Origin of the sequence: Claveliimonas bilis (genome assembly GCF_020892095.1) — a bacterium.
GTDB lineage: Bacteria > Bacillota > Clostridia > Lachnospirales > Lachnospiraceae > Claveliimonas > Claveliimonas bilis.
The window spans coordinates 273,214-297,385 of record NZ_AP024845.1 but is presented as its reverse complement, the minus strand read 5'-3'; the positions used below and the strand labels follow the sequence as shown (position 1 = coordinate 297,385).

General features: G+C 45.7%; 23 protein-coding genes. 18 read left to right on the top strand and 5 right to left on the bottom strand.

The window, feature by feature from the left end; translation table 11 throughout:
- The first annotated feature begins 18 nt into the window (after nucleotides 1-18).
- The 8 genes from EUBC25_RS01485 (at nucleotide 19) to EUBC25_RS01450 (ending at nucleotide 8,258) form a co-directional block, all read left to right on the top strand.
- Nucleotides 19-1,044 carry a branched-chain amino acid aminotransferase gene (locus tag EUBC25_RS01485; RefSeq protein WP_230106490.1) on the top strand — a complete coding sequence of 342 codons (1,026 nt, stop codon included), beginning with the start codon at nucleotides 19-21 and terminating at the stop codon, nucleotides 1,042-1,044.
- The gene (locus EUBC25_RS01480) at nucleotides 1,044-1,796 is read left to right on the top strand and encodes a class I SAM-dependent DNA methyltransferase (RefSeq protein ID WP_230106489.1); all 753 of its coding nucleotides are present in this window, start codon (nucleotides 1,044-1,046) and stop codon (nucleotides 1,794-1,796) included. Before EUBC25_RS01485 ends, EUBC25_RS01480 begins: the two co-directional genes overlap by 1 nt.
- A 518-nt stretch (nucleotides 1,797-2,314) precedes the next feature.
- Nucleotides 2,315-3,598: a group II intron reverse transcriptase/maturase gene (gene ltrA / locus EUBC25_RS01475; RefSeq protein WP_230106227.1), complete on the top strand. Its 1,284-nt coding sequence runs from the start codon at nucleotides 2,315-2,317 to the stop codon at nucleotides 3,596-3,598.
- Nucleotides 3,599-3,747: 149 nt separating this feature from the next.
- Entirely contained in the window at nucleotides 3,748-4,623 is an 876-nt protein-coding gene (gene hslO / locus EUBC25_RS01470) for an Hsp33 family molecular chaperone HslO (protein WP_230106488.1), read from the top strand.
- Nucleotides 4,624-4,652: 29 nt separating this feature from the next.
- A complete protein-coding gene (locus EUBC25_RS01465) occupies nucleotides 4,653-6,560 on the top strand; it encodes an NAD(+) synthase (protein WP_230106487.1) in 1,908 nt (635 codons plus the stop codon).
- Nucleotides 6,561-6,579: 19 nt separating this feature from the next.
- The gene (locus EUBC25_RS01460) at nucleotides 6,580-7,485 is read left to right on the top strand and encodes a hypothetical protein (protein WP_230106486.1); all 906 of its coding nucleotides are present in this window, start codon (nucleotides 6,580-6,582) and stop codon (nucleotides 7,483-7,485) included.
- Nucleotides 7,421-7,852, top strand: a complete 432-nt coding sequence (locus EUBC25_RS01455) for a C-GCAxxG-C-C family protein (RefSeq protein WP_230106485.1) — start codon at nucleotides 7,421-7,423, stop codon at nucleotides 7,850-7,852. The genes EUBC25_RS01460 and EUBC25_RS01455 overlap by 65 nt, the downstream gene beginning before the upstream one ends.
- 46 nt (nucleotides 7,853-7,898) lie before the next feature.
- Entirely contained in the window at nucleotides 7,899-8,258 is a 360-nt protein-coding gene (locus EUBC25_RS01450; RefSeq protein WP_230106484.1) for a hypothetical protein, read from the top strand.
- A 73-nt stretch (nucleotides 8,259-8,331) separates the two neighbouring features.
- On the opposite strand, the gene EUBC25_RS01445 is transcribed toward EUBC25_RS01450, so the two are convergent.
- Nucleotides 8,332-9,018, bottom strand: a complete 687-nt coding sequence (locus EUBC25_RS01445; protein ID WP_230106483.1) for a S1 RNA-binding domain-containing protein — start codon at nucleotides 9,016-9,018, stop codon at nucleotides 8,332-8,334.
- Between the two features lie 196 nt (nucleotides 9,019-9,214).
- On the opposite strand from EUBC25_RS01445, the gene EUBC25_RS01440 reads away from it, so the two are divergent.
- Nucleotides 9,215-10,861, top strand: coding sequence for a putative manganese-dependent inorganic diphosphatase (locus EUBC25_RS01440; RefSeq protein WP_230106482.1), 1,647 nt, complete (start codon nucleotides 9,215-9,217; stop codon nucleotides 10,859-10,861).
- A gap of 25 nt (nucleotides 10,862-10,886) precedes the next feature.
- Nucleotides 10,887-11,477, top strand: a complete 591-nt coding sequence (locus EUBC25_RS01435; RefSeq protein WP_230106481.1) for a flavin reductase family protein — start codon at nucleotides 10,887-10,889, stop codon at nucleotides 11,475-11,477.
- Between the two features lie 47 nt (nucleotides 11,478-11,524).
- On the opposite strand, the gene EUBC25_RS01430 is transcribed toward EUBC25_RS01435, so the two are convergent.
- Nucleotides 11,525-12,886 carry an MATE family efflux transporter gene (locus EUBC25_RS01430; protein WP_230106480.1) on the bottom strand — a complete coding sequence of 454 codons (1,362 nt, stop codon included), beginning with the start codon at nucleotides 12,884-12,886 and terminating at the stop codon, nucleotides 11,525-11,527.
- A 161-nt stretch (nucleotides 12,887-13,047) separates the two neighbouring features.
- Between EUBC25_RS01430 and EUBC25_RS01425 the strand changes: the two genes are divergently transcribed.
- From EUBC25_RS01425 to EUBC25_RS01415, 3 genes are read left to right on the top strand one after another with little or no spacing between them, the layout of a single operon-like run.
- Complete coding sequence (locus EUBC25_RS01425; protein WP_230106479.1) at nucleotides 13,048-13,749, top strand: polysaccharide deacetylase family protein; 702 nt, start codon at nucleotides 13,048-13,050, stop codon at nucleotides 13,747-13,749.
- Nucleotides 13,750-13,761: 12 nt separating this feature from the next.
- Nucleotides 13,762-14,478 (top strand): tRNA threonylcarbamoyladenosine dehydratase, encoded by a 717-nt coding sequence (locus EUBC25_RS01420; protein WP_230106478.1) that lies wholly within the window; start codon nucleotides 13,762-13,764, stop codon nucleotides 14,476-14,478.
- Nucleotides 14,479-14,511: 33 nt separating this feature from the next.
- Nucleotides 14,512-15,828 (top strand): replication-associated recombination protein A, encoded by a 1,317-nt coding sequence (locus tag EUBC25_RS01415; protein WP_230106477.1) that lies wholly within the window; start codon nucleotides 14,512-14,514, stop codon nucleotides 15,826-15,828.
- Between the two features lie 71 nt (nucleotides 15,829-15,899).
- On the opposite strand, the gene EUBC25_RS01410 is transcribed toward EUBC25_RS01415, so the two are convergent.
- Together EUBC25_RS01410 and EUBC25_RS01405 are read right to left on the bottom strand one after the other, a co-directional pair.
- The gene (locus EUBC25_RS01410) at nucleotides 15,900-16,745 is read right to left on the bottom strand and encodes an ABC transporter permease (protein WP_230106476.1); all 846 of its coding nucleotides are present in this window, start codon (nucleotides 16,743-16,745) and stop codon (nucleotides 15,900-15,902) included.
- Entirely contained in the window at nucleotides 16,723-17,478 is a 756-nt protein-coding gene (locus EUBC25_RS01405; RefSeq protein WP_230106475.1) for an ABC transporter ATP-binding protein, read from the bottom strand. Before EUBC25_RS01405 ends, EUBC25_RS01410 begins: the two co-directional genes overlap by 23 nt.
- Nucleotides 17,479-17,633: 155 nt before the next feature.
- Between EUBC25_RS01405 and EUBC25_RS01400 the strand changes: the two genes are divergently transcribed.
- Nucleotides 17,634-17,927: a hypothetical protein gene (locus EUBC25_RS01400; protein WP_230106474.1), complete on the top strand. Its 294-nt coding sequence runs from the start codon at nucleotides 17,634-17,636 to the stop codon at nucleotides 17,925-17,927.
- 77 nt (nucleotides 17,928-18,004) lie between these two features.
- Here EUBC25_RS01400 and EUBC25_RS01395 read toward each other — a convergent pair whose 3' ends face one another.
- Complete coding sequence (locus EUBC25_RS01395; RefSeq protein ID WP_230106473.1) at nucleotides 18,005-18,898, bottom strand: RluA family pseudouridine synthase; 894 nt, start codon at nucleotides 18,896-18,898, stop codon at nucleotides 18,005-18,007.
- A gap of 171 nt (nucleotides 18,899-19,069) precedes the next feature.
- On the opposite strand from EUBC25_RS01395, the gene hrcA reads away from it, so the two are divergent.
- The 4 genes from hrcA (at nucleotide 19,070) to dnaJ (ending at nucleotide 24,090) form a co-directional block, all read left to right on the top strand.
- Nucleotides 19,070-20,113, top strand: coding sequence for a heat-inducible transcriptional repressor HrcA (hrcA, locus tag EUBC25_RS01390; RefSeq protein WP_230106472.1), 1,044 nt, complete (start codon nucleotides 19,070-19,072; stop codon nucleotides 20,111-20,113).
- A 65-nt stretch (nucleotides 20,114-20,178) separates the two neighbouring features.
- On the top strand, nucleotides 20,179-20,808 hold the full coding sequence (grpE, locus tag EUBC25_RS01385; RefSeq protein ID WP_230107525.1) for a nucleotide exchange factor GrpE: 630 nt from the start codon (nucleotides 20,179-20,181) through the stop codon (nucleotides 20,806-20,808).
- A 42-nt stretch (nucleotides 20,809-20,850) separates the two neighbouring features.
- On the top strand, nucleotides 20,851-22,737 hold the full coding sequence (gene dnaK, locus EUBC25_RS01380; RefSeq protein ID WP_230106471.1) for a molecular chaperone DnaK: 1,887 nt from the start codon (nucleotides 20,851-20,853) through the stop codon (nucleotides 22,735-22,737).
- A gap of 165 nt (nucleotides 22,738-22,902) precedes the next feature.
- Nucleotides 22,903-24,090 carry a molecular chaperone DnaJ gene (gene dnaJ / locus EUBC25_RS01375; RefSeq protein ID WP_230106470.1) on the top strand — a complete coding sequence of 396 codons (1,188 nt, stop codon included), beginning with the start codon at nucleotides 22,903-22,905 and terminating at the stop codon, nucleotides 24,088-24,090.
- Nucleotides 24,091-24,172 lie beyond the last annotated feature (82 nt).

Here is a 24,172-nt window from a genome sequence, read left to right as displayed (position 1 = left end):
GGAACGGAGGAATTATCCATGGAAAAGAAAAATATTGACTGGTCAAATCTGGGATTTGCCTATATGCAGACAGATATGCGATATGTCTCCAACTATAAGGACGGGGCATGGGACGAAGGGGCTTTAACCTCCGATGCAAATATTGTACTGAATGAGTGTGCCTGCGTGCTTCAGTATGCACAGACATGTTTTGAAGGCTTGAAGGCATACACGACAGAGGATGGACATATTGTAACATTTCGTCCGGATCTGAATGCCAAGAGAATGGCTGATTCCGCAGCACGTCTGGAGATGCCGGTATTTCCGGAAGATCGTTTTGTGGAGGCGGTTCATAAAGTAGTGGAAGCCAATGCAGCATACGTTCCGCCGTATGGTTCCGGGGCAACGTTATATATTCGTCCATATATGTTCGGATCCAATGCGGTCATCGGCGTAAAGCCGGCAGACGAATACCAGTTCCGCGTATTTACTACTCCGGTAGGACCATATTTCAAGGGAGGAGCAAAACCGATCACCATCCGCGTATGCGATTACGACCGTGCAGCGCCTCATGGAACCGGACATGTAAAGGCAGGACTGAACTATGCTATGAGCCTTTATGCTATTGTTGACGCACATCAGAAAGGCTATGATGAAAACATGTATCTGGATGCAGCTACAAGGACTAAGGTGGAAGAAACAGGCGGAGCTAACTTTATCTTTATTACAAAAGATAATACGGTAGTTACACCTAAGTCCGGCACAATTCTGCCGTCCATCACAAGACGTTCTCTTCTCTATGTAGCGGAGAAATATCTGGGACTTAAGACAGAAGAAAGAGAAGTTTATCTGGATGAGGTAAAAGATTTTGCAGAATGCGGTCTGTGCGGAACGGCAGCAGTTATTTCCCCGGTAGGAAAGATTGTGGATCACGATAAAGAGATCTGCTTCCCAAGCGGAATGGAAAAGATGGGACCGACCATCCAGAAGCTTTACGATACACTCACCGGAATCCAGATGGGGCATATCGAAGCTCCGGAAGGCTGGATCCATACAATCTGCTAATGGAAAGCTATACCGGATTCGCGGAAGTCTATGATACATTTATGGATAATGTTCCCTACAGGGAGTGGGCGCAGTATATAAGAAAGCTTCTGGAAAGAGAAGGAATTGACAGTGGTCTTGTTCTGGATCTTGGATGCGGCACCGGAAGCATGACGGAAGAATTGGCATCATACGGTTATGATATGATCGGTGTGGACAACTCTGAAGAAATGCTTGAGATTGCCATGAATAAGAAGGAAAAGAGCGGCCATGACATCCTCTACCTTCTCCAGGACATGCGCCAGTTTGAACTGTACGGGACCGTAAAGGCTATTGTCAGTGTCTGTGACTGTATCAATTACATAACAGAGGAAGATGAGCTGGAGCAGATTTTCAGATTAGTCAACAATTATCTGGATCCCGGAGGAATTTTTATCTTTGATTTCAATACAGAGTATAAATACAAAGAGATTCTTAGGGATGAGACGATTGCGGAAGAGCGGGAAGAGTGCAGCTTTATCTGGGAAAACTATTATGATGAAGCAGAAGGACTGAATGAATATGCACTGACTTTGTTTGTGCAGGAGAAGGGCGATCTTTACCGGAAATATCAGGAAATTCATCTGCAAAGAGCGTATACTCTGGAAGAGATGAAGGCACGGATCGAAAAAAGCGGTATGAAGTTCGTGGCTGCCTATGACTCCTACACGGAGCAGGCACCTACCAAAGAAAGCGAAAGAATATGTATGATGGCAAGAGAGTGCGGAAAATAGGCCGCACTCTTTTTGTCGTATGACGGGCATGCCGTCAGTCTGTGGTGAAAGTCCACAAGGGGCGTAGTTGCCAACGAACCCCATAGCGACTCCCAAGGTTTACATCGTGAGATGTGGGCGAGAAGAAGGGATAGCGAAATCGTAGCCTGACGAACAGAAACCTGATATAAGGCGTACATGGCGGATAAGCTGACTACAGACAGTGAAGTCCAAAAGGCAACCGTAACCCATGTGCGTAGATCAGGCAGGTAGATGAGGAAAGACTGGCAGGCTTATCCCGTGAGGTCTCACAGGCTGTGAAACCCGCAGTAGTAACAACGAACTGTGAGAAGTCAGCAGAGGCCGTAGTAGGCAAAGCCCTGGAATGGGAAGTGCTGAAGGGCTGAACAATGTAACCGTGTAATCAAATGTATGCTCCATGGAATACCTGACGGCAGGAGGGGCGAAACGTAAATGAGCAGGTACTGCACAACCTAGGGCAAATCCATGGAAACGGAAAGGAGAAAGCACACAAGGCAATGTCAGAACTGTTGGAAAAGATACTGTCCAAAGATAACATGAACACTGCATACAAAAGAGTCTGTGCCAATAAGGGCGCAGGAGGGGTGGATGAGGTAACAGTCGAAGAACTTGGCGATTATATCAAAGAGAATTGGGAAAGTATCAGGAATCAAATCAGGAACAGGGAGTACAAGCCCCAGCCAGTCAGGAGAGTGGAGATCCCTAAGCCAAACGGCGGAATGAGAAAACTGGGAATCCCAACTGTAATGGATCGGGTAATCCAGCAAGGCATCGTGCAGGTGATAAGCCCCATGTGTGAGCCTTTGTTTTCGGAATGGAGCTACGGCTTCAGACCGAACCGGAGCTGTGAAATGGCAATCAGACAGCTGCTTGTATACCTAAACGAGGGATATGAGTGGATAGTAGATATCGACTTGGAGAAATTTTTCGATAACGTACCGCAGGACAAGTTGATGAGTCTGGTTCACAAGATTATCAACGATGGCGATACAGAATCCTTAATTCGCAAGTATCTAAAAGCAGGAGTTATGACGCCACAGGGATACGAGGAAACCAAACTCGGAACCCCACAGGGCGGAAATCTATCACCATTGCTGTCAAACATCATGCTGAATGAATTGGATAAGGAACTGGAGAGGAGAGGACTCCGGTTCACAAGATACGCAGATGACTGTGTCATAGCGGTCAAAAGCGAATCGAGTGCCAAAAGAGTGATGCGGACGGTATCAGACTGGATACAGAGGAAACTGGGGTTAAAGGTCAATATGACCAAAACGCACATCACAAGACCGTCAAAGTTGAAGTATCTTGGATTCGGATTCTACAAGGACAGTAAGACAAATGAATGGAAGTGCAGACCCCATCAGGACTCTGTGAAGAAGTTCAAAAACAGACTGAAAGAACTGACCTGTAGAAAAATGCCGGGGACAGTCACGAGCAAGATTGAGAAAATCAATCAGGCGACAAGAGGATGGATTAACTACTATGCCCTTGGTTCCATGAAAACAGCGATGATAAAGATAGACGCACATTTAAGAACAAGAATCAGAGTTATCATCTGGAAGCAGTGGAAAGTGCCGAAGAAACGGCAATGGGGACTGCAGAAACTTGGAATCGGAAAAGACCTTGCAAGACTGACAGCGTATTGTGGAGACCGCTATTACTGGGTAGTGACTAAGACATGCGTTGTCAGGGCAATCTCTAAAGAAGTATTAGCCAGAGCAGGGCTTGTAAGCTGTTTTGACTATTACAATGAGCGACATGCTTTGAAGTTACGTTGAACCGCCGTATGCCGAACGGCATGTACGGTGGTGTGAGAGGGGAGAGAAAATCTCCCCTACTCGATTGTGGTCCTACTTGTAAAGAAAGACAAAACATATTACAATAAAAGGTAATGTACAGAAAAAAGAAAAGAAAGGAATTTCAATAGATGACAGATTATATCGTAAGAGCAACAGCGGCGGAAGGGCAGATCCGTGCCTTTGCGGCAGTAACCAAAGATACAGTGGAGGAAGCAAGAAGAAGGCATGGAACAAGCCCGGTGGCAACGGCGGCGCTTGGAAGGCTTTTGACGGCGGGAGCCATCATGGGAAGTATGATGAAAAACGATACAGATATGCTGACCCTTCAGATCAGAGGGGACGGGCCGCTGGGAGGGATTACTGTAACAGCCGACAGCCATGCCAATGTCAAAGGATATGTGCTGAATCCGGATGTAATGCTGCCGCCCAAAAACGGTAAGCTTGACGTAGGGGGAGCAGTAGGGATCGGTCTTTTGACAGTCATCAAGGATATGGGGTTAAAGGAGCCTTATTCCGGGCAGACCATCCTTGTGACAAGTGAGATTGCAGAGGACCTGACCTATTATTTTGCCAATTCAGAGCAGGTCCCTTCCTCTGTCGGACTGGGTGTTCTTATGGATAAAGACAATACAGTAAAATGCGCGGGAGGATTCATTATCCAGCTTATGCCTTTTGCAGAGAACAAGACCATAGACCAGCTGGAGGAAAATCTGAAAAAGGTGACTTCAGTTACAAAGCTTCTGGATGCCGGATATACACCGCAGCAGCTTCTGGAGGAACTGCTGGGAGGTATGGGACTGGAGATCACAGATACGATGCCTGCCAGATTTTACTGCAACTGCTCTAAGGAAAGAGTGGAGCAGGCAGTTGTCAGCATCGGCAAGAAAGATATAGAAGAGATGATAAAGGAAGGCAAAGATATTGAGGTGAAGTGTCATTTCTGTAATACAGCCTACAAATATACTATAGACGAACTGAAAGAAATCCTGAAGCGGAGCAAATAGTGCCTGGGGAAAGATAGGAGGATAAGAACGTGAAACATGGTTTTGTGAAAGTGGCAGCCGCAAGCTGCGATATCCGTGTTGCGGATGTGGATTACAATACAGAGCAGATCTGCCGGATGATCGATGAAACTACAGAGGCCGGAGCCAAGGTTGTTGTGTTTCCGGAGCTTTGTATTACCGGATATACGTGTGGAGACCTGTTTACTCAGGATGTTCTTCTTAAGAGAGCAAGAAAAGCCCTCTGGAAGATTGCGGATTACACGAAAGAGAAGGATGCGCTGGTCTTTGTAGGCGTGCCTTTGGCGGTAGAAGGAGAGCTTTACAATACGGCGGCGGCTCTGAACAGAGGAAAAATCCTGGGGCTGACTACAAAGACATTTCTCCCTAATTATGGAGAGTTTTACGAGATGCGCCAGTTCAGAGAGGGACCAAGAGAGGTGCGTGAAATTGAATTTGGAGGAGAAAAGATTCCTTTTGGACCGCAGATACTCTTTGTGTCCGGACAGATGGAAGATCTGATCGTATCGGCGGAAATCTGTGAAGATGTGTGGTCTCCGGTACCGCCCAGCATACAGGCGGCAAGAGAGGGGGCAACTATCATTGTCAACTGCTCTGCCAGCGATGAGACCATCGGGAAAGCCGCATACAGGAAAAGTTTGATCGAAGGACAGTCTGCCCGTCTCATTGCCGGATACGTATATGCAAATGCCGGGGAGGGGGAATCTACGACAGATCTTGTTTTTGGCGGGCACAATATGATAGCGGAGAACGGAACGACGCTGGCGGAAGGGGAGAGATTCCGAAACGGCGCCATCTATTCTGAGATTGACATTCAGCGTGTGATAAGCGAGCGGAGAAAGAATACCACTTTCCAGACAGAAAAGACGAGGAAACTGGTGCGTGTTCCTTTTCAGGTGGAGATGACAGATACATTTCTGACAAGAGAATTTCCTTCCCGTCCCTTTGTGCCGGATTCCTCCGAAGAAAGGGAGAAGCGCTGTGAGGAAATTCTGATGATCCAGGCTATGGGGCTGAAGAAGAGACTTGCCCATACGCATGCTCAGAGTGCGGTTGTGGGCATTTCAGGCGGTCTGGATTCTACTTTGGCGCTGCTTGTGACAGCAAAAGCTTTTGATATGCTGAAAATGGACCGAAAAAGGATCATTGCGGTGACAATGCCCTGTTTTGGGACAACGGACCGAACATACAGCAACGCCTGTACCATGGCGGTAAGGCTGGGCGCCCAGTTGAGAGAGGTACAACTGGCCGAGTCAGTGACCATGCATTTTCGGGATATCGGTCATGATATGAATGATCACAGCGTCACTTACGAAAATGCGCAGGCGAGAGAGAGGACCCAGGTTCTGATGGATATTTCCAATCAGGAAAATGGAATGGTGATCGGAACCGGAGATATGTCTGAGCTGGCACTTGGCTGGGCCACCTATAACGGAGATCACATGTCCATGTATGGGGTGAATGCTTCCGTGCCAAAGACGCTGGTGCGTCATCTGGTACGCTATTACGCAGATACATTGGAGGATAAAGAACTCCAGGCCGTACTCTATGATGTGCTGGATACACCGGTGAGCCCGGAGCTTCTGCCGCCGGAAGACGGACAGATCGCGCAGAAGACAGAGGATCTGGTAGGTCCCTATGAGCTTCACGATTTCTTTTTGTACTATTTCCTGCGTTTCGGATATGAACCGGATAAGATTTACCGGATCGCCCGTCTGGCTTTTGAAGGAGAATATGAGAAAGAAACAATTTATAAATGGCTGGAGACATTTTGCAGAAGGTTCTTTACCCAGCAGTTTAAACGATCCTGCCTGCCGGACGGACCGAAGGTAGGAACCGTTGCGCTCTCACCGAGAGGAGACTGGAGGATGCCAAGCGATGCCTGTGCATCAGTCTGGCTGAAGAATCTGGAACAGTGATGGGAAGGAGACAAGAAATATGAAGGCAGAAGAGATACAGAATGTAGACCATCAGGAAATTGACCGGAGAGTGAGGAATTATTGGCTTCAAAAAGGACTTGGGATAACGGGCGTTGTTCTTGTAGTCCTGCATGGCCTTTTGCTCTTTGCAGGTCTGGACCGGATTATGTGGATCGGGGGATATACTAATGTTGTTACCCGGATCTGTATTATTTTGAGTCATTATGTGATCGTTCAGATTTTGATTTTTGTTATTCAGGGAGCAGAGACCCAAATTTCAGGAAGTCTGACGAAATCCTGCGATCCTTTTCTCTATGAGGCGTGCCTGTATCGGGTCGGCGGAGGAACGAAAAAGCAGATTAATCTGGCCCTTGCCCAGTATTATGAAGGTAATTTTGAGCAGTCCTGGGATACCATAAGCAGGGTCAGCCCGGACGGACTGAAGAAGAAGTATAAATATAATTATTATATGTTAAGATCCGCCCTCCTCTTTCGTCAGGGAAGAGCAGGAGAGGTGAGAAATCTCGAGGATGAATTTCAAAGAACGATCGGAGGAAGGGAGGATACGGTCTATATGCAGCTTCTGTGTGCGTCCAACAATATGAGGCGCGCGCTGGAAAACAAGGATTATCCTTCTGCCTATGGATTCCTGCAGGATTATACCCGCCTGTACCAGCGTGATTCACAGCCGTGGGTTAAAGTCGGGATTGCCTGCTGGGAAGGCGTGCTGGAGTATTTATGCGGCAATGAGACAGGGGCAGACGCAAGACTTGCCTATGTGGAAAAATACGGCGGAAAGTTGTTTTATGTACAGGAGCTTAAAAAGATAAGAGAGGAAAAAGGAAAGGAGGAGACAGAGGATGAAGGAAGAACATCCGGAGAAACTTGCCAGAACAGCAGTGGAGAAATTTCAGAAGATGTATAACTGCTGTCAGTCAGTGGCCTGTTCTGTGTGTGAAGAATATGGGATAAGTGAGAAGGATATGTTTCGCCTTACAGAAGGGTTCGGCTCGGGAATCGGAGGGCTGAAGGATACATGCGGAGCCGCTATGGGAATGTTTTTGATCATCAGCCTTGCCGGAAGCGCAGGAGATATGGAGCAGCCTATGCTTACAAAATTTGAGACATATGACAGGATCCGGGAGGCTGCTGAAAAGTTTCAGGAAAAGTGCGGTTCACTTTACTGCAGGGATTTAAAAACCCAGGAAGGGCCACAGCCCCTTCCATGCTGTACTTTCTGTGTAGAGGCAGGAGCGCAGATCCTGGAAGAAATGTTGAAAAAAATGTCATAAAACAGGAAATGCGGGCATATATATGGAAAAAGGAGGAAAGTTTGAAATGAAAGAGGAAAGATTTCTAAAACTTACATATATTCATGATATTGCAACCATTGTTTCCATATTTTTGTCCGTATTTCATGTGATGAAGGGGACAGGCAGCAAAATTCGGGATGTGCTCTGCGGATCATTTCTTGTTATGCAGATTTTTGCAGCGTTAAAGATAGGAGCCAGATTTTTGGAAAAGAAAAACGATCTGCAGAAATCCATGGAAGAGCTGTATCACAGGTCAGAAAAAGAGTGGGGGGCAGGATGGAAATCGTCCTTGCTCCTTTATGTCCTGATTTCTGTCAGTGTGTTTTTTAAAGTCGGAGTCCCCCTTCTGCTTGGGAAAGATAATGAAAAAGAGAGCGGTGTATGATGCGTTTACAGAACATACACAGCCCTCTTTTTGTTATATGAGAAAGTCCCAAGGACTTTTCCTTTTTCAATTTTTACAGATTCAGTTTCTTAAAAAGATCGCTGAGATTTGTTCCGATATTCTCGGATTTTGGTATTTCCACTTTTTCTTCCGGTTCTTCCTTGACCTCTTCCAGCGCTTTCATGCTGAGACTGATCTTTCCATCTTTGACTCCAATGATCTTAACGTTTACTTCATCCCCTGTATTCAGCACATCTTTTGGGGATTTTACACGTTTCTGGCTGATCTGAGAAACATGTACCAATCCGGACAGGCCATCTTCCAGGCGGACGAAAGCGCCGTAGGGCTGCAGACTTTCTACCGTTCCTTTTACTACGCTGCCGATTTTGACATTGGCGATCTTTTCTTCCATGGCTTTCTTTTCTTTTTCTTTTAAGATTTCGCGGGCAGATAAAACAAGCCGGTTTTCTGCCTGATTGACTTCGATCACGCGTATCTCAATATCTTTTAAAAGATAGGTTTCCAGATCTTCGATATAGGATAAGGATAAGCGGGATGCAGGAATGAAGCCTCTAAGCCCTTCTACCATGGCAATCGCTCCGCCATTTACGATTCCTTCAACTTTTACCGGGAGAACGGTTTCATTTTCCAGGTAGCTCTGGACAACATTCCAGGGATTGGCATCATCAAAATGTTCCTCATAGTCTGCCATGGTTTCCTCTGGTTTGTTTTCTTCTTGTTGTAATAATTCTTCACTCATTTTGTTAGTCCTTTCTCATAACCGTATTCTATGTGCTTTCACATACTATTAGTAGTATAGCATGAAATACCAGGATTGTTCAAAGAAAAAAGCAAAGATACGGGATTTTTTAGTTGACTGGACCGGGAAAAAATGGCAAGCTTACATTATAAGATGCCGCATAAGCAAGAAGGCGGCTTTGGCAGGGAGTGAAGATATGGAAAAAAAGGCAAGAAAAGTATATGTGATCGGACATAAAAACCCGGATACGGATTCCATTTGTTCAGCGATCGCTTATGCAAATCTGAAACGTGAAATGACAGGGAGAGAATATACTGCAAAGAGAGCAGGCCAGATCAACGAAGAGACACAGTATGTACTTCATAAATTTCATGTGGATGCGCCGAGGCTTCTGACGAATGTCAAGCTGCAGGTTAAGGATATGGATATTCATAAAATAAAAGGGGTGGAACCGGGAGTTTCCATTAAAGAGACATGGGAACTTATGAAGAAACAGTCTGTAAAGACGATTCCGGTTATAAAAGAAGGGGAACTTGTGGGGCTGATCTCCACAGGAGACATTGCCAAATCTTATATGGATGTATATGACAGTACGATCCTGGCAAAAGCCCGGACGCAGTACAAAAATATTATTCAGACCCTGGATGGGGAATTGATCACAGGAAATGAACACGGATATTTTGTAAAAGGGAAGGTGGCAGTAGGCGCTTCCAGCACAGATATGATGGAGGAATTTATTCAGAAGGATGACCTGGTGATCCTGGGAAACCGTTATGAATCTCAGGCGTGTGCCGTTGAAATTGATGCCAGCTGTCTTGTTGTATGTCAGGATGCAGAAATTTCCGAGGAACTGATCCGTAAAGCGGAAGAGCAGAGTATTGTCATTATACGTACGCCTCACGATACTTTTACGGCGGCAAGGCTCATTAATCAGAGTATACCGGTCAAATATTTTATGAGCAAGGGACCGCTGACTGTTTTCCGTATGGATGACTATGTGGATGATATCAAAGAACAGATGACGAAAAAGAAGTTCCGCGATTTCCCTATTCTGGATCGCCATGGAAATTTCAAAGGATTTATTTCCAGGCGGCGTTTCATGGATGTAAGCAAGAAGCAGGTCATTCTGGTGGATCACAATGAGCGTTCCCAGGCGGTAGACGGAATTGAAGAGGCAGAGATTCAGGAGATCATAGACCATCACAGGCTTGGAAATATTGAAACAATGGGGCCGGTATTTTTCCGTAATCAGCCGGTGGGCTGTACCGCTACAATAGTAGGACAGATGTACGAAGAAAACGGAGTGGAATTAACTCCGGTCATGGCCGGTCTTCTGGCCTCGGCGATCATATCAGATACTTTGCTGTTCCGTTCGCCTACCTGTACGATGGTGGATCAGAATATGGCAGAAAAGCTGGCAAAAATTGCCGGTATTGATCTGGAGGAAATGGCAGCGGAAATGTTTCATGCAGGAAGCAGCCTGAAAGGCAAAAGTCCGCAGGAAATCTGTTTCCAGGATTTCAAACAGTTTAATGTCAATGACAAAGTGTTTGGGGTAGGACAGATCAATTCCATGAATAAAGAAGAACTGAAAGAGATCAGGGAGAAGCTTCTGAAATATCTGGAAGAGGCAAGAAAGGAGCAGAAGCTTCACATGGTTTATTTTATGCTTACAGATATTCTGGATGAATCTACAGAATTGCTTTGCTGCGGACCGGGGGCAAGGGATCCTATCATTGAGGCTTTCGAACGTCCGGAGGACGAGGATCCGATTATATTAAAGGGAGTCGTCTCCAGAAAGAAACAGCTGATTCCTGCTCTTGCAGGGGCATTGCAGCAATAGGAAAGGCAGGAGGAAGAAAAGGAGTATGGAGAAGGAAATATGGAAGGCAGGAAACATGGTTTATCCGCTTCCGGCGGTAATGGTCAGTACGGCCGATAAGAAAGGGAGAGCCAATATCCTGACTGTAGCCTGGACCGGCACTGTGTGTACCAATCCGGCCATGGTGTATATTTCTGTGCGTCCGGAAAGATACAGCTATTCTCTTTTGAAAGAAAGCGGGGAATTTGTCATTAATCTGACGACAAAGAAGCTTTTGTATGCGACGGACTGGTGCGGGGTGAAATCCGGACGGGATGTGGATAAATGGAAGGAGATGCACCTCACCCAGGGGAAAGCCCATAAGCTTTCTTATGCCCCGGTGATCAAGGAATCTCCGGTTAATATTGAGTGCCGGGTTACAGAAGTAAAGGAGCTGGGAAGCCATCATATGTTCCTGGCAAAGGTGGAAGCAGTGCAGGTGGATCCTGAGTATATGGATGAGAAAGGAAAGTTCCATTTGAATCGATCCGGCCTTATTGCCTATTCTCACGGTGAATACCTGGAGATTGGGAAGAAACAGGGAAGTTTTGGATATAGTGTAAGAAAGGAAAAGAAAAAAAGGCGTCCGGTCAGATGACCGGGCGTCTTTTTTGGAAGCGAGTGAAAATCTGAAGTATGCGGAAATTATGAAAGAGCCTTCAGTCTTGTTGCATAGATCCGTTTCAGCAGGATGGTACATAGAAGGAAAGAGACAACTTCTGCAATAGGAATAGCCCACCAGACCATTGAAAGCCCAAAGCAGACAGCCAGAATATATGCTACCGGAAGGATAACAACAAGCTGCCTTGCAGCAGAGACAACGAGACTGTAAACCCCATTTCCAAGAGCCTGGAACAGGGAGCTGACAATGATATTGTATCCTGCCAGCAGGAAACTGATAGAAATAATACGAAGTGCCGGAACTCCAATGGCAAGCATATGATCGGAAGCATCAAAAAGTGTTTTCAGGAAAAATCCGGTCATGGTCTGGAACAGGAGCAATCCAACAATCATAATGCAGACTGCGATAAGAATACTCAATTTCAAGGTATGAGTGATCCTTCTTTTGTTCCGGGCGCCGTAATTATATGCTATGATCGGTATCATTCCATTGTTCAGTCCGAAAACAGGCATGAAGATAAAGCTCTGCAGTTTGAAATATATTCCGAATACAGCGGCGGCGGTGGAAGAAAACATTAAAAGGATCTTGTTCATTCCAAATGTCATCACAGAACCAATGGCCTGCATGATAATGGAGGGGATTCCGACTTCATAAATGAGGGCGATCGTTTTTGCGTGAGGACGAAATCCTTTCATATTGAGACTGATCTCATGGTTTTTCTTCAAATTAAATATAAACGACAGAAGGACAGCCACAAGCTGACCAAAGACAGTGGCCACGGCAGCTCCAACCACTTCCATGCGGGGGAAGCCAAAATACCCGAAAATCAGGATCGGATCCATAACAATGTTGATGATGGCCCCTGTTCCCTGTGTGATCATATTATAGATTGTTTTTCCGGTGGACTGCAGCAGCCGTTCAAATGTAATCTGCATAAAGATACCCACAGAGAGTACGCAGATAATGGTCATGTACTGCGTTCCGTATTTGATAATAGTAGGATTGTCTGTCTGAAGCCGGAAGAAAATACCGGATCCGAAAATACCGATCAGGGCAAAGATAACGGAGCTGATCAGTCCGAGGAAAATACCATTCCTTGCAGCCAGATTGGCGCCGTTAAAATTTTTTTCCCCCAGACAGCGGGAGAGAAGCGCATTGATCCCGACTCCGGTACCGGATGACACGGCGATCATAAGAAGCTGTACCGGATAGACAAGGGAAACGGCTGTCAGGGCATCTTCGCTTAGTTGGGCAACAAACATGCTGTCCACGATATTGTAGAGTGCCTGAACAAGCATGGAAACCATCATTGGAAGCGACATAGTGATAAGCAGGCGGGGAATGGGAAGTACGCCCATCTTGTTTTCTGCCGGTGTAGATGACATGTTGTGTTCCTCCTTTTACATGAAAAAGTACGGGAAGATCCCGTCTTGTTTTGTCCATGCTAAAGTATAGCATTGCTGTATTTATAATGCAATGAAATCATATATATATTGAAAAAAGGATGCGGACGGCAAAGGAATTGAAGAAAAAGAGAAGAATTTTTATGTTCTATGCAGGAATATTGCTGATGGCGGTTCTGTTTCCGGGATGGGTAGAAAATCAGGAGCAAAAGCAGGGGGCAGAAGAAAGGAAAGAAGTAAGAGAAGCTCTGAAATATGTGGGTGATTCTATAGAGGCAGACGGAGAAGGGAAAAAGAAGATCGCTCTGACCTTTGATGACGGCCCCAACGCCAGGTGGACGCCGGTGCTTCTTGACGGTCTGAAAGAAAGAGGGATTAAGGCTACCTTCTTTCTGATCGGATGTTATGCAGAGGAAAATCCTGAGATTGTAAAGCGCATGTACGAGGAGGGACATTTGATCGGCAATCATACTTACCATCATGTCAGTCTGACAGCAGGAAGTGAAAAAGAGGCGGAAGAGGAGATTGCAATGACGGATCATATCATTTGCGAGATCACCGGAGAAGGCACCGGATATGTACGTCCGCCCTTTGGCCTTTGGAGGGAAGAACTGGAAGAGAAAATGCAGATTCTTCCGGTTATGTGGAACATTGATCCATTGGACTGGCAGAGCCGGGATACAGGAGAAATTGTGTTCAAGGTAGTGACGGAAGCGAAAGAAGATGCTATTATCTTATTGCATGATTGTTATGAATCATCTGTTCAGGCAGCCCTGGAGATTGTCGATATCCTTACAGAAGAAGGATATGTGTTTGTAACAGCAGATGAAATTTTGATGGATTAAAAAGAGGAAACTATGATACATGAATTTTCAAGAACAGAACTTCTGATCGGTCCGGAGAAATTCCGGCGGATCAAAAAAGCGTCGATTATGGTATTTGGCATCGGAGGCGTAGGTTCCCACTGCATTGAGGCGCTGGCAAGAACCGGTGTGGGAAAGCTGATACTGGTGGATAACGATAAAGTGTCTGTCACTAATATCAACCGGCAGTCAATCGCTTTTCACAGCACAGTAGGAGAGTACAAGACGCAGGTTATGAAAAGAAAGATACTTGATATTTGTCCGGATACGGAAGTGGAAACCCATGAAGTCTTTGTTCTTCCGGATAATGTTGACAGCATTTTGGACTGCCGGCCGGATTATATTGTGGACGCCATCGACACCGTTACGGCAAAGCTGGCTCTGGCAAAAAAAGCCATGGAGTATAATATTCCTATTATAAGCAGTATGGGGACGGGAAACAAGCTGCACGGGGAGATGTTTGAGATTGAAGATATCAGCAGGACATCTGTGTGTCCTCTGTGTAAGGTGATGCGCCGGGAGCTGAAAAAGCAGGGGATCACCCATTTGAAAGTGCTGTATTCAAAAGAAAAGCCTGTCAAGACGGATCCTGACAAAATGGAAGAAGACCCGGGGACAAGACGGAGTCTTCCGGGAAGTATTTCTTTTGTCCCTCCGGTTGCGGGACTTCTTATTGCCGGAGAGGTGATCCGGGATATTGCCGGGCTCTGATGCAGGCTGAAGAGAAAGGCAGGAGTGTGCAAGATGGATTTATTTGAATATGCAAGAGAACAGAATTTGGAAAAAGAAGCGCCGCTGGCATCCAGGCTTCGCCCGGTGACGCTGGAAGAAGTGGTGGGGCAGCAGCATATTATCGGCAGGGACAAGCTGCTGTACCGTGCCATCAAAGCAGATAAGTTAAGTTCAGTCATCTTTTACGGCCCTCCGGGGACAGGGAAGACAACGCTTGCTAAGGTGATCGCTCATACGACAAGCGCAGAATTTACTCAGATCAACGCCACAGTGGCAGGAAAAAAAGACATGGAAGCGGTGGTGGAGAAGGCAAAGCAGCTTCGGGGAATGTACCGGAAAAAGACGATCCTCTTTGTAGACGAGATCCATAGGTTTAACAAGGGGCAGCAGGACTATCTCCTTCCGTTTGTAGAGGACGGCACCATTATTCTTATCGGTGCAACAACGGAGAATCCCTATTTTGAGGTAAATGGAGCGCTTATTTCCAGATCCAGTATTTTTGAACTGAGGCCTTTGGAAAAAGAGGATATCAAAACCCTGATCAAACGGGCGGTCTATGACAAGGAAAAGGGAATGGGAAGCTACGGTGCCAAGATCGATGAGGATGCAATGGAGTTTTTGGCGGACGTATCCGGCGGAGATGCAAGAAATGCACTGAATGCTGTCGAGCTTGGCATACTTACGACAGAGAGGGGAGAAGATGGGAAAATCCATCTGACGCTGGAAGTGGCTTCCGAATGTATCCAGAAGAGAGTGGTCCGTTATGACAAAACAGGAGATAATCATTATGATACAATATCCGCTTTTATTAAAAGTATGCGGGGATCCGATCCGGATGCCGCAGTTTATTATCTGGCAAAAATGCTGCGTGCAGGAGAAGATATTAAGTTTATTGCACGAAGGATCATGATCTGTGCTTCGGAGGATGTGGGAAATGCAGATCCGATGGCTCTTACAGTAGCAGTCAGTGCAGCCCAGGCGGTGGAGCGGATTGGAATGCCGGAAGCTCAGATTATTTTATCCCAGGCTGTTCTCTATGTGGCTTCGGCCCCTAAGAGTAATTCGGCGTGCAACGCTATTTTTTCAGCGCTGGAAAATGTGGAAAAGTACAAGACAACCGTGCCATCCCATCTTCAGGATGCCCACTATAAAGGAGCACAGAATCTGGGAAGAGGAACCGGATACAAATATGCCCACGATTATCCTGATCACTATGTAAAGCAGCAGTACCTGCCGGATGAGATTAAAACAGCCAGATTTTATGAGCCGGGAGAACTCGGGTATGAAAAGGTGATAGGAGAGCGGTTAAAGAAACTGCGCAGTGAGTAAGAAATGCAGATATGATGTAGAAAGACCTCCGTGGCAAGAAGCTGTTCTTCTGCTGCAGGGAGGTCTTTTAATTATTTAATATCTCTTTTGTTGAAGCTCCATATGCCAATGAAGGCTGGAAGGACAAGAAAACAGATGCCCACAGCCAGTGCCCGCAGGAGATCTCCCTGATCAGGATTCTGTGCCAGTATGCTCATGTTCATATCCGGAAGATACTGAGCCAGAGAGACAGAGTGGCCAAGAAGCTTGCCTGCCGCCATTTCTGCCAGGGAAAGGATCAGGGATGTAAACTCCAGAAAACAGATGTTAACTGCCAGAGAACCTCCATTTTGCCGGATCAGGATGCTGAACATAACAAACAGGGAAGCATATGCAGCTCCGAGAAGAAGTTCCAGTGCCCCTCTTTGCAGCGTGTGTATCCAGAAATCAGAGGAAACGTCCCCGAATCCCCACAGGACAGAAGCAATCAAAGCCGCAGTCAGCACAAACAGCAAAGTATAAAGGATGGATGCAAGGATCCCTACGATCAGTTTTGACAGATAGATAGAGGATCTGCTGTAATTGCGTGATGCAATATTTTTTATAGTTCCCTGATTGAACTCGCTGCCTACAAAAAGAGAGATCAAAACGGCCATGATCAGGGTAGTATTCCCGGCAAAAAAGGTCATAAGCTGCGCAGAAGTGCTTAGGTTATCATAATTTGTCGGGATTCCTTCTGCAGAGACAGAAAGACCGGATTCTTCCATGGCAGCCTGCTGCTGCTCAATCTGCGCTTCCATGTTTTCACCGGCCAATTTATAAGTGAAATCCAATAAGAATACAGTTGCTGCCGCCAAAAGGACAGAAATGATGAGGCAGATCCAGAAATATCTGGATTTTTTTAATTTATAGATATCACATTTCACAAGACTTTTCATTTTTTATTCCCCCTATTCTGCTTAAAAAGTAATCTTCCAGATCTATATCCTGCTGACCATTTCCTATACTACGGCGCCAGATGTCTTCTTCGGTAAATTCCTCAATCAACTTGCCATGATGGATGATGCCGTATCTTGTGGCAAATTTTGAAAGTTCTCCGAGAATATGACTGGAAACAAGGACAGTGATATGGCGTTCCTGATTCAGTTTTAAAATCAATTCACGCATTTCTTTCATGCCCTCCGGATCCAGTCCATTTGTGGGTTCATCCAGGATGAGAAGTTTTGGATTGCCGATAAGGGCAATAGCAATGGCAAGACGTTGTTTCATACCAAGAGAAAAGTGTTTGCACTTTTTCCTTCCAGTATCGGTAAGACCAACAAGATCCAGAAGCTGCTGCAGATGTTCGGGATCATGAAGGTCTTGAAGTTTTGCAAAAGCAGTAAGATTTTCCATAGCAGTCATCCCCGGATAAAAAGCGGGGGATTCAATGACAGTTCCGATTTCTGCACGCTTTTCCCGGAGATTGCTGCTGTTAAAGAGGCGGATATTTCCGCTGCTTGGAGATGCAAGACCTACTGCCATGCGGATGAAAGTAGTTTTTCCGGCTCCGTTTTTGCCGATAAAGCCGTAAATATCCCCTTCGTAAATGGTCATAGATACCTGGTCTACGACTGTGCGATGTCCATACTGTTTTGTCAAACTTTGAGTTTGAAGAATGATGTCCTTCATTCGATATATTCCTCCTTTTGTATTTGTGTATTAAGTATTTAATACAATAATATAATAAGACAATTGCAAAGTCAATATTTTTTACTTGAGTTTTTTAAAAGAGAAAGGTAAACTATTCATAGAAGACGTTGAAACAGTTTCAGGAGGAATAGGAAATGAAAATTTACGATACTGTGAAAAAGGAAGAAATTGAGATCGGCGATTACAAAGATCTGATCAAGATCATGCAGGACGGCAGGCAGGTAGATCTCTATCTGAAAGAGAAAAAATCGGACGAGGACGGCTATCTTACATGGGATGTAGAGCATTGGTCAAGCATTGAACCCAAGAGATTTATCCGCTGCTATTCTCTGGAAGGAAGAGTGCTGGGAGAGTCTACGGGACATAATATTTATGATCTGGAAAATGAATTTAAGCCGGAAGAAGCCCGGAAGATAGAATTAAGTTAAGAAAAATCCCGGAACGCAAACGAATGGGTGCGTTTCGGGATTTCTTCTATATATCATGTCTGTGTCTGCAGATGCTATTACGTTATATTCAGCACCTCTTTCATATCGTTTGGAAGCGGGGCAGTAAATTCCATAAATCTTCCTGTAATGGGATGTGAAAATGACAGCCGGTAGGAGTGAAGTGCCTGCCGGCTGATGTATTTCATATCCGGATTATAGAGATAATCTCCGATGAGAGGATAGCCGAGGTACTGCATGTGCACCCGGATCTGATGGGTGCGCCCGGTTTCCAGTTTCAGGGCAACTAATGTGTGAGGACCGTACACACCTACCGTACGGTAGTGAGTGACAGCGTTTTCCCCGTGCTCAAAGTCTACCATCCGCTCGATAATGGAAGTGCCTTTGCGGGCAAGAGGCGCGCATATGGTACCGGACTTAGGACTTACATGTCCGCTGGCAATAGCCAGATATTCCCGGCACAGGGCCTTTTCGCTTACCATAGAGGAAAGAATGCCGGCGCTGACAAGATGCTTTGCAACCACCGTCAGACCGGAAGTGTCTCTATCCAGACGATTGCAGCAGCGGAAAATGAAAGGTTTCCCCTGTTCCTGATAGTACCAGGCCAGTGCATTTGCCATGGAATTGGTATAATTGTTCATGGACGGGTGGATGGGCATTCCAGCAGGCTTATTGATGACAATGATATCCTCGTCTTCGTATATGATATCCATCGGCAGATGGACGGGAGGGATCTTTTCCGAGGATTTCTCTTCGCATATGTGCACGGAAAGCAAGTCCCCTTCCTTAAGCTGCTGGCGCATATAGTAGTGGACGCCGTTTACCAGAATGCTTTTGGGCATCCGTTTGATAACAGAAAGGTTCTGGCGGGAGTAGCCTTTCCTTTTCAAAAACTGCTCTACCCGAAGCCCGTCCGCTTCTTTTCCTATTTTATAATCAATGGTTCGATTCATATATTTCTCCTGTATTCAGAGTATGCCTGTGAATAGTAGCAGTATATCACGTAAAAAATAAAAAATCTATAAATCCTGTTGACAAATAAAATTGGGAGTGATACATTAATAACCGTAGAGATTAGCACTCGGATGAAATGAGTGCTAACAAAACAAAAGGAGGCAGTTAGGATGCAGAATGCAGAAGGACTGGGTGAAAGAAAACTGAAAATTCTTCATGCGATCATCCAGACCTATCTGGAGACAGGAGAGCCGGTAGGATCCAGAACAATATCCAAATATACGGATTTGAATTTAAGTTCTGCGACGATCCGAAATGAGATGGCTGATCTGGAAGAACTTGGATATATCCTGCAGCCTCATACATCGGCAGGAAGGATTCCTTCGGACAAAGGATACCGCTTATATGTGGATATGCTGATGGAAGAAAAGGAGCAGGAGCTGAATGAAATGCAGGAGCAGATGCTGCAGAAAGCTGATAAAATGGATCAGCTTCTGAAACAGGCAGCACAGGTGCTTGCGGCAAATACCAATTATGCGACCATGGTTTCCACTCCGAGAAACAGTGCCAACAGGCTGAAGTTTATTCAGCTTTCCCAGGTAGATGAAGAGCAGGTTATTGCAGTCATTGTGCTGGGGGGAAATGTAATCAAGAATAAGATTATTAATGTAAGAGAACCCCTTGGCAATGAAAATCTTCTGAAACTGAATATGCTTTTGAATACATCACTGAACGGCATGTCTATTGAAGAAATCAATCTGGGACTGATCGCGAGGCTGAAAGAGCAGGCTGGAATCCACAGTGAAGTGATCAGCGATGTGCTTGATGCAGTTGCCGATGCAATACAGATTGATGAGGATATGCAGATTTATACAAGCGGCGCTACGAATATTTTCAAATATCCGGAGCTTAGCGATAAGCAGAGCGCCCAGGAAATCATCAGTGCCTTTGAGGAAAAACAGCAGCTGACCGAGCTGGTTACCCAGACCCTTTCACAGGAAGACAATACCGGGATTCAGGTATATATTGGAGATGAGACTCCGGTACAGACCATGAAAGACTGCAGCGTTGTAACTGCAACATATGAATTGGGAGATGGGATGCGGGGTACGATAGGTATTATCGGACCGAAGCGAATGGATTATGAACATGTGTTAAAATCGCTGAAGCGCCTTCAAGGTGAATTGGATGCGATGTTTCATAAGAAAGAATAAGAAAGGTGGATGAACCCTTGGAAGAGAATAAAAAAGAGACAGGACAGGAAAAGAGCCAGGAAGAAATGGTAAAAGAAGCTGTGGAGGAAGCAAAAAAAGCAGCAGCTGACCAGGAAAATGCTGAAACAGACAAAGAGGAAACAGCAGAGGGTCAGGAAGAAGCCAAAGAAGAAGACGTTAAAGAAGGGGAAGACACAGAAGAAACCCAGCAGGAGAAGCAGGGCGATAAAAAGTTCTTTGGCAGAAAGAATAAAAAAGACAAAAAAGATGAAAAGATCGAGGAGCTTACAGATAAGCTCACAAGGCAGATGGCCGAGTTTGATAACTTCCGCAAACGTACAGAAAAGGAAAAATCCCAGATGTATGAGGTTGGAGCGAAAGATATCATAGAAAAAATCCTTCCGGTTGTTGACAACTTTGAGCGAGGACTTGCAGCGGTAGCCGAGGAGGATAAGGAGCATCCGTTCATGCAGGGCATGGATAAGGTGTATAAACAGTTGATGACTACACTGGATGAGATTGGGGTGAAACCGATCGAGGCAGTGGGTCAGGAATTTAACCCTGATTTTCACAATGCAGTGATGCATGTGGAGGATGAAAATTTCGGTGAGAACATGGTAGCCGAGGAATTTCAGAAAGGTTATACCTACCGTGACAGCGTGGTAAGACACAGCATGGTAAAGGTAGCAAACTAACAGGCAAACAATCAAATTTTTATAAAACAGGAGGAATAGATCATGGGAAAAATCATTGGTATTGACTTAGGTACGACAAACAGCTGTGTAGCCGTAATGGAAGGCGGACAGCCAGTAGTTATTGCGAATACAGAAGGCGCAAGGACAACACCGTCTGTAGTGGCATTTACAAAAACAGGAGAAAGGCTTGTAGGTGAGCCTGCAAAACGTCAGGCAGTTACAAATGCTGAGAAGACAATCTCTTCTATCAAAAGAGAGATGGGATCTGATTACAAGGTAGAGATTGACGGAAAGAAATACTCTCCGCAGGAAATCTCCGCAATGATCCTTCAGAAACTGAAAGCAGACGCAGAAGGATATCTTGGCGAGAAAGTGACAGAGGCAGTTATTACAGTTCCTGCTTATTTCAACGACGCACAGCGTCAGGCAACAAAGGATGCAGGAAAAATTGCAGGTCTGGATGTAAAACGTATTATCAACGAGCCTACAGCGGCAGCTCTTGCATATGGTCTTGATAATGAAAAAGAACAGAAGATCATGGTATACGATTTGGGAGGCGGTACATTCGACGTTTCCATCATCGAAATCGGCGACGGTGTCATTGAAGTATTGTCTACAGCCGGAAACAACAGACTTGGCGGTGATGACTTCGACCAGAAGATTACAGATTATATGATCTCTGAATTTAAGAAAACAGAAGGCGTTGACTTATCTACAGATAAGATGGCGCTTCAGAGACTGAAAGAAGCTGCAGAGAAGGCAAAGAAAGAGCTGTCTTCCGCAACAACAACAAATATTAACCTTCCGTTCATTACTGCAACAGCAGAAGGACCGAAGCATTTCGATATGAACCTTACAAGAGCAAAATTTGATGAACTGACTCACGACCTGGTAGAAAAGACTGCAGAGCCGGTAGAAAGAGCACTTTCTGACGCAGGCATCACATCTTCAGAACTTGGTCAGGTACTGCTGGTAGGCGGTTCTACACGTATCCCGGCTGTACAGGACAAAGTAAAACAGCTGACAGGCAAAGAGCCAAGCAAATCTCTGAACCCGGATGAATGTGTTGCGCTTGGTGCTTCCGTACAGGGCGGTAAGCTGGCAGGAGATGCAGGTGCAGGAGACATCCTTCTTCTGGACGTTACTCCGCTTTCCCTGTCTATTGAGACAATGGGAGGTGTTGCAACAAGACTGATCGAGAGAAACACGACCATTCCTACAAAGAAGAGCCAGATCTTCTCTACAGCTGCAGATAATCAGACAGCAGTAGACATCAACGTTGTACAGGGTGAGAGACAGTTCGCAAGAGACAACAAGTCACTTGGACAGTTCAGACTGGATGGAATCCCGCCGGCACCACGCGGAATCCCGCAGATCGAAGTTACATTCGATATCGATGCAAATGGTATTGTAAATGTATCTGCAAAAGACCTGGGAACAGGAAAAGAACAGCACATTACAATTACTGCCGGATCCAATATGTCTGATGAAGATATTGAGAAAGCTGTAAAAGAAGCTGCAGCATTTGAGGCACAGGATAAGAAACGAAAAGAAGGAATTGATACAAAGAACGATGCAGATGCATTCGTATTCCAGACAGAGAAAGCTCTGGAGGAAGTAGGAGATAAGATCGACGCTTCCGAGAAAGCAGCAGTAGAGGCAGACTGCAAAGCGCTGAAAGAACTGCTGGAAAAAGTAAACATGGAAGATATTTCAGATGCCCAGATCGCCGAGATCAAAGCAGGAAAAGAAAAGCTGATGGAAAGTGCACAGAAAGTATTTGCCAAGATGTATGAGCAGGCTGGCGCTAATGCCGGAGCAAATGCAGGCGCACAGGGAGCAGGCCCGAATCCGGGAGCAGGAGCAGGTCCGTCTCCGGAAGGATTTAGCGGCGACGATGTAGTAGATGGGGACTACAAAGAGGTCTAAGGACAGGTAAGTAGCCAGGATAAAGGCCTAATAAAAAAGAGTTCTGCGGAACCCAAATGAAGGCTTCGGGCTTAAAAGCCCGGGGCAGGATTTGGGCCCCGCAGAACTTTGTATGCAGGCAAAAGCTTGCTGCCTTCACATGAAAAAAACGAAAGGTGATAGATAATGGCAGAATCAAAAAGAGATTACTATGAAGTGCTGGGAGTCAGCAAAGATGCCGATGAGGCGACTTTGAAAAAAGCATACAGGCAGGTGGCAAAGAAGTACCATCCGGATATGAATCCTGGGGATAAAGAGGCAGAGAAGAAATTCAAAGAAGCTTCCGAGGCCTATGCTGTTTTGAGTGATCCGGAGAAGCGTCGTCAGTATGACCAGTTCGGGCATGCGGCATTTGAAGGAGGGGCCGGAGGAGCCGGAGGATTCGGTGGCTTTGACTTCAGCGGTGCAGATTTCAGCGACATTTTTGGTGATATTTTCGGCGATCTGTTTGGCGGCGGAAGACGTTCCGGACGTGCAAATCAAGGCCCGATGAAGGGAATGAATATCCGCAAGAGTGTCCGTATTACTTTTGAAGAGGCTGTATTTGGCTGCGAGAAGGAGCTGGATGTAGTTCTGAAGGATCCGTGCCCGAAATGTAACGGAACAGGAGCTAAGCCGGGAACTTCTCCTGAAACATGTCCGAAATGCGGCGGCAAAGGACAGGTGGTATACACACAGCAGTCTTTCTTTGGTACCGTTCAGAATGTCCAGACCTGTCCGGAGTGTCATGGAACCGGAAAGATTATCCGCGAAAAGTGTCCGGACTGCAGCGGTTCCGGTTATATTTCCAACAAAAAGAAAATTTCCGTATCCATTCCGGCAGGAATTGATAATGGCCAGAGTGTAAGGATACGTGAAAAGGGAGAACCGGGAGTCAATGGAGGACCAAGAGGAGATCTTCTGGTGGAAGTTACTGTTTCCCGTCATCCGATCTTCCAGAGACAGGATATGCATATTTTCTCTACTGCGCCCATTTCTTTTGCGCAGGCTGCCCTCGGCGGTGATGTGCGCATCAAGACAGTAGACGGAGATGTGATCTATACGGTAAAACCGGGAACAAAAACAGATACAAAAGTACGTCTTCGCGGAAAAGGAGTTCCATCCATCCGCAATTCCCAGGTACGAGGCGACCATTATGTGACCCTTGTCATTCAGACGCCTGAGCGGCTGAGCAGCGAAGCGAAAGAAGCGCTGAAGAAATTTGACGCTTTAACAGGGAATACGCTGAATCAGTCCCAGGAAGAGCTGGAATCGGCCAAAAAGGGAAAGAAAAAAGGATTTATGGATAAGATGAAAGAGGCCTTTGATGATTGATCATCAGAGGCTTCTTTCGTAAATATCGTAAAAAGACAATTGTCGAAAAGAGAGGATTCAAGTATAATAGACAAAAGAAGGA

What these genes read in the sequence shown, in the direction of transcription:
- EUBC25_RS01485 (WP_230106490.1), top strand. Translation starts at nt 19, where the DNA reads ATGGAAAAGAAAAATATTGACTGGTCAAATCTGGGATTTGCCTATATG.
- EUBC25_RS01480 (WP_230106489.1), top strand. Translation starts at nt 1,044, where the DNA reads ATGGAAAGCTATACCGGATTCGCGGAAGTCTATGATACATTTATGGAT.
- ltrA (WP_230106227.1), top strand. Translation starts at nt 2,315, where the DNA reads ATGTCAGAACTGTTGGAAAAGATACTGTCCAAAGATAACATGAACACT.
- hslO (WP_230106488.1), top strand. Translation starts at nt 3,748, where the DNA reads ATGACAGATTATATCGTAAGAGCAACAGCGGCGGAAGGGCAGATCCGT.
- EUBC25_RS01460 (WP_230106486.1), top strand. Translation starts at nt 6,580, where the DNA reads ATGAAGGCAGAAGAGATACAGAATGTAGACCATCAGGAAATTGACCGG.
- EUBC25_RS01455 (WP_230106485.1), top strand. Translation starts at nt 7,421, where the DNA reads ATGAAGGAAGAACATCCGGAGAAACTTGCCAGAACAGCAGTGGAGAAA.
- EUBC25_RS01450 (WP_230106484.1), top strand. Translation starts at nt 7,899, where the DNA reads ATGAAAGAGGAAAGATTTCTAAAACTTACATATATTCATGATATTGCA.
- EUBC25_RS01445 (WP_230106483.1), bottom strand. Translation starts at nt 9,018, where the DNA reads ATGAGTGAAGAATTATTACAACAAGAAGAAAACAAACCAGAGGAAACC.
- EUBC25_RS01440 (WP_230106482.1), top strand. Translation starts at nt 9,215, where the DNA reads ATGGAAAAAAAGGCAAGAAAAGTATATGTGATCGGACATAAAAACCCG.
- EUBC25_RS01435 (WP_230106481.1), top strand. Translation starts at nt 10,887, where the DNA reads ATGGAGAAGGAAATATGGAAGGCAGGAAACATGGTTTATCCGCTTCCG.
- EUBC25_RS01430 (WP_230106480.1), bottom strand. Translation starts at nt 12,886, where the DNA reads ATGTCATCTACACCGGCAGAAAACAAGATGGGCGTACTTCCCATTCCC.
- EUBC25_RS01425 (WP_230106479.1), top strand. Translation starts at nt 13,048, where the DNA reads ATGTTCTATGCAGGAATATTGCTGATGGCGGTTCTGTTTCCGGGATGG.
- EUBC25_RS01420 (WP_230106478.1), top strand. Translation starts at nt 13,762, where the DNA reads ATGATACATGAATTTTCAAGAACAGAACTTCTGATCGGTCCGGAGAAA.
- EUBC25_RS01415 (WP_230106477.1), top strand. Translation starts at nt 14,512, where the DNA reads ATGGATTTATTTGAATATGCAAGAGAACAGAATTTGGAAAAAGAAGCG.
- EUBC25_RS01410 (WP_230106476.1), bottom strand. Translation starts at nt 16,745, where the DNA reads ATGAAAAGTCTTGTGAAATGTGATATCTATAAATTAAAAAAATCCAGA.
- EUBC25_RS01405 (WP_230106475.1), bottom strand. Translation starts at nt 17,478, where the DNA reads ATGAAGGACATCATTCTTCAAACTCAAAGTTTGACAAAACAGTATGGA.
- EUBC25_RS01400 (WP_230106474.1), top strand. Translation starts at nt 17,634, where the DNA reads ATGAAAATTTACGATACTGTGAAAAAGGAAGAAATTGAGATCGGCGAT.
- EUBC25_RS01395 (WP_230106473.1), bottom strand. Translation starts at nt 18,898, where the DNA reads ATGAATCGAACCATTGATTATAAAATAGGAAAAGAAGCGGACGGGCTT.
- hrcA (WP_230106472.1), top strand. Translation starts at nt 19,070, where the DNA reads ATGCAGAATGCAGAAGGACTGGGTGAAAGAAAACTGAAAATTCTTCAT.
- grpE (WP_230107525.1), top strand. Translation starts at nt 20,179, where the DNA reads ATGGTAAAAGAAGCTGTGGAGGAAGCAAAAAAAGCAGCAGCTGACCAG.
- dnaK (WP_230106471.1), top strand. Translation starts at nt 20,851, where the DNA reads ATGGGAAAAATCATTGGTATTGACTTAGGTACGACAAACAGCTGTGTA.
- dnaJ (WP_230106470.1), top strand. Translation starts at nt 22,903, where the DNA reads ATGGCAGAATCAAAAAGAGATTACTATGAAGTGCTGGGAGTCAGCAAA.